Origin of the sequence: Brevibacillus sp. NRRL NRS-603 (genome assembly GCF_003013445.1) — a bacterium.
GTDB lineage: Bacteria > Bacillota > Bacilli > Brevibacillales > Brevibacillaceae > Brevibacillus > Brevibacillus formosus.
In genome coordinates this window covers 1-4,069 of the sequence record NZ_PXZN01000074.1, presented here as the reverse complement: position 1 = coordinate 4,069, position 4,069 = coordinate 1, and the positions used below count along the sequence as shown (strand labels likewise).

The window sequence follows — 4,069 nt, the reverse complement described above, 5'->3', positions numbered from 1 at the left end:
AAGCAAACACTGATCAAGCACAGGAAGGTGACGACCTGCTTCGGATTGAGTCCAGAACGCAGCAGGCGATAATGAACCTGACTGGCATCTGCTTGGTAGATCGGCTTTCCTTGCAGGAAGCGTTTGGTCACCACAAACAGATTATCAAAAATCGGCACACCGAGTGCTAAAATCGGAATGAACAAGGAGAGAACGGTTGCCTGCTTAAAGGCTCCATCCAACGCGATGACTGCCAAGATAAAGCCGAGGAAGGTCGCGCCTGCATCTCCCATGAAAATTTTGGCCGGCGGTTTGTTGTACCGCAGATAAGCCAAGGCAACACCGATCAGACTGATCGCCATAATCGCAGATGTGCTTTGTCCTTTGACCAAAGCGACTACGAAGAGCGTGCCTGCGGAGATTGCAGAAAGCCCTCCAGCCAAACCATCCATGCCATCCGAAAAATTGATGACCGTCGTTACCCCGAAAATCCACAGGATGGTCAGGATGAACTGCAACCATTGCGGGAGCAATATGTATTCGCCACTCAATGGATTGTAAAAGCCGGAAAAAGTAATACCCGACAGATAGACAATGACGGCGGCCGATACTTGGACGATCAGCTTGGGCAGGGCGGAAAAATCCTTGCCTTGCGTCTTGTACCAGTCATCAATGGTACCGATAATCAGCAGCAGTAGTGAGCCTGACAGAACAGCGATCGTTTGCCCGGTTGATTCTTTCGAGAAGAGCAAAAACGATGCAGCAAAGCCAACAAAAATAGCGTAGCTGGCTGTCAATGGGATAGGCTCCCGGTGAATTTTTCTTTCCACGTCTTTACGAGGCTTGTCCACAAAATCAAGGCGAAATGCCAATTTAGCCAGAGGCGGAATCAGCACCATAACGATACAAAACGACAGTAAAAACGAAAGAGCGTACGTTATCGTGACCATCTCCTACAGGTAGTGAGCTTTCTATATGCAAAGATACTCGCATACCGTGTTGTTTGACAAGTCTATTATAGGAAGTATTCCAAATTTTGTCGACTCTTGCAATCATGTGAGAGTGAGGTACCAAAAAAAGTTGGTACTTATCTCCAGCAGATCCGATCCCTATAATCCTTCGTAGGAGGGATCCAGATGGAATACATGGCATTATGGTTTATCCTGGGAATCATTTTTTCCATAACACTCGCAGCGAAACAGATAAAGCCTTGGCTGAAATTTGTTATATTCGGTTACTACCTCGTGCTATCTTACCTATTTATATCACGTAAAGAACAGATATATAGTGAATATCATAAGGTGCCCGTGCCGGAGCAGTTCTGGGAAACCAACTCGGATTGGGTGGGACTCATGCTTGGCTTTTATTTTGTCCCATTTCTCCTCATCCTGCTGTTCATCTACTTTTGGCTGTTTCGAAATGCCAACGGTGTGAAAAAACGGTTTTTCATTTCTCTTACCATTGTACCCGCAGCGATTATCTATCTATGCTTGCTGTTTGTTTTCAGTATGTACGGATATCGACCTTAAAAACAATTCGGAGGGGCTCTTATGAAGCTAGCGCTTTGTTATCGGGAAGGAATTGAGTTTTCAGAGGAAGAACTGCGTCAGCTGTCCCAATTGCTAATCGATGTCGTAGAGGATGGGGCTTCCCTTGGCTTTTTACCGCCTATGCAGCTGGAAGAAGCACGCGCCTATTGGACTTCGGTGCCCCATGAACATGTGAAAATTTGGGTAGCTGTACAGGAAGATGTCATCGTAGGAACCATCCAGTTGCATCTGGTGAGTCGTCCAAATGGATTGCATCGGGCAGAAATCGCCAAGCTGATGGTTCATCCTACTGCACAGCGTCAAGGGATTGGTCGTGGACTGATGCTGCTGGCAGAGGCAAGGGCCCTTGCTGAAAACCGCAGCCTCCTCGTTTTGGATACACGAGCGGGCGACCCGTCCAACCAGTTGTATCAATCGATGGGTTATCAAGAAGCAGGACGCATTCCGGGGTTTTCCCGATCCGCTGATGGCAGCTTGCATGATACCGTCCTTTACTTTAAAACATTGGAATAGTCGTACAAGCTACAAGCTAAAGCGGACGGTTAACAGGCGTCCGTTTTTTTGTTTTAATAGTATGAAAAGTTTCCAATGCTGGGAGGCTCTTATGAAGGTATCCAAGCTTAGGTCTGGTCAAGAGGTCATCATCCGTTTAGGAAAAATCACTGACGCAGAAGATTTTATTGCATTCGTACATTGCGTGTCAGGAGAGACGGATCATTTGTCGTTTGGACCGCACGAGAGAATTTTTGATAGAGGATACCTTCTACGATTGTCTCTACATGGGCATCGAAATAGACTGAGAAACAGACCGTCAGGATTTTGACCTGACGGATTTTTTGATGTATAAAATACTGATTATTCAAACAGTCGGAAAGGGGCCATCATGAAAAAGAAAGTCTCGACGCTTTTTTTGCAAGGAACACTGCGGGCGAAGATTCTCACGCTTTTTCTCTGCTTGATCGCAATCCCGTTAAGCTTGCAAGGAATCATCACGTACAGTAAGTTTTCGGCTTCAACGGAAATGAGAACGGCTGAATACACGGGGCAGATTGTGGGTCAGATCAATCGCAACGTGGAGCGCAATATTCGGGAGATGAAGCGTTTATCACTCATGCCGCTCTACGATCCAGAAATCCTGTCCATTTTAAAAGAAATTCAGACAAATACGTCGGCTACTTCTTTTCTCTCCATGGAAAAAAGGGAAAGGATGACGCTGTATATCTCCAGTCTTTCCTATAGCCGACCAGAAGTAAAAGGCATTCAAATCATTGCTGGGAATGGCATGATTTTTTCCAATCTGGACCCTTCCGTCATGAAGAGCAAGGGAGATTTGGCAGAAGAGGGATGGTATTCGCGCGTGGTCAAGGAACAGGGGGGAGCTGTCATTATTCCACAGCATCGGCCCAGCTATTATTTGGATGCATCTGGGGAGCGATTTGTGTCAGTGGCGCGGTTATTGCGTGAGCCGTATACGAAAGTACCGCTTGGAATCATGAAAATCGATATGAAAATGGACATGTTTGACCAGATCTTGTCCGATATGCCTTTTACCAAGGATGGGAGCTTGATCATCGTCAATGAGGAAAACGAGCTGTTTTATGAAAAGAGGGAGAGCGAAGGCTCGCCGGGCTATCGTACTTTGCTGCAAGAAACGGACAGTATCAATCGTGGGGATGCCAACCAGATGATGATTCAGGGACAGCGATATCTCTTCGTGGATCATCAATCGAGAGAGACGGGGCTTGTGGTGATCAGTCTGATTCCGCTCGACATCCTGCTCGCAGAATCCAATAGCTTGCGCAGTTTTACGATGCTGATTGCGGCGATGTTTTTACTCGTCGCTGGCGGACTCGCGATTTATTTTTCCTATTCGCTCAGCAAGCCGCTCGTTCAATTGAAAGAAAAAATGCTGCAAGTAAAGCGAGGAAACTTTCATGAACGAGTTCCTGTCGATTCCCAAGACGAGATCGGGAAGCTGAGTGAACAATTTAATCAGATGGTCGAGGAAATCAATCGCCTTGTCAATGAGGTGTATCTCAGCAGCTTGCGTGAGCGGGAGGCGGAGCTGGCTGCCTTGCAGAGCCAGATCAATCCGCATTTTATTTACAACACACTCGAATCAATCAATATGATGGCGATCCGCTCGGGTAATTACGATGTGTCCGACATGGTTTCCTCGCTCGGAAAACTCATGCGCTATACGGTCGCTCGAGAGGATAGGCACGTTACGCTGAAGCAAGAACTGGTGTCGTTAGAAGCCTATGTCCGAATCCAAAAGATTCGTCTGGGAGAGCGCCTTCAGGTGTACATGGACGTGGAAGAGAGCTTGTCGGATCAGCGTATCCCGAAGCTGTTGCTACAGCCATTGCTTGAAAATGCAATTACACACGGGATTGAACATCAGGAACAGGGATGGACGATATGGCTCACGGTGCTTTGTCAGGGGGATGTGATGCAAATCAGCGTGAGGGACGACGGAAAGGGAATGTCTGAGGAATCCTTGGGGCGTCTGCTCGCAAGTCTGCATACGCCTATGCAGC

At 47.2% G+C, this 4,069-nt stretch carries 4 protein-coding genes; 3 read left to right on the top strand and 1 reads right to left on the bottom strand.

Annotated features, from left to right (window positions below; genetic code table 11):
• Positions 1-929 (bottom strand): MraY family glycosyltransferase (locus C7R94_RS27840; RefSeq protein WP_106785820.1); only part of this gene is annotated, 929 nt, incomplete at its 3' end.
• Between the two features lie 186 nt (positions 930-1,115).
• Between C7R94_RS27840 and C7R94_RS27835 the strand changes: the two genes are divergently transcribed.
• The 3 genes from C7R94_RS27835 to C7R94_RS27825 all read left to right on the top strand — a co-directional run.
• Positions 1,116-1,508, top strand: a complete 393-nt coding sequence (locus tag C7R94_RS27835; protein WP_047074135.1) for a hypothetical protein — start codon at positions 1,116-1,118, stop codon at positions 1,506-1,508.
• A 21-nt stretch (positions 1,509-1,529) separates the two neighbouring features.
• Positions 1,530-2,042 carry a GNAT family N-acetyltransferase gene (locus tag C7R94_RS27830; protein WP_106785819.1) on the top strand — a complete coding sequence of 171 codons (513 nt, stop codon included), beginning with the start codon at positions 1,530-1,532 and terminating at the stop codon, positions 2,040-2,042.
• 370 nt (positions 2,043-2,412) lie between these two features.
• On the top strand, positions 2,413-4,069 hold a 1,657-nt coding region (locus C7R94_RS27825), incomplete at its 3' end, for a cache domain-containing sensor histidine kinase (protein WP_106785818.1).

Excerpts from the sequence above, each read along its gene's own strand:
- C7R94_RS27835 (WP_047074135.1), top strand. The coding sequence starts at position 1,116 with ATGGAATACATGGCATTATGGTTTATCCTGGGAATCATTTTTTCCATA.
- C7R94_RS27830 (WP_106785819.1), top strand. The coding sequence starts at position 1,530 with ATGAAGCTAGCGCTTTGTTATCGGGAAGGAATTGAGTTTTCAGAGGAA.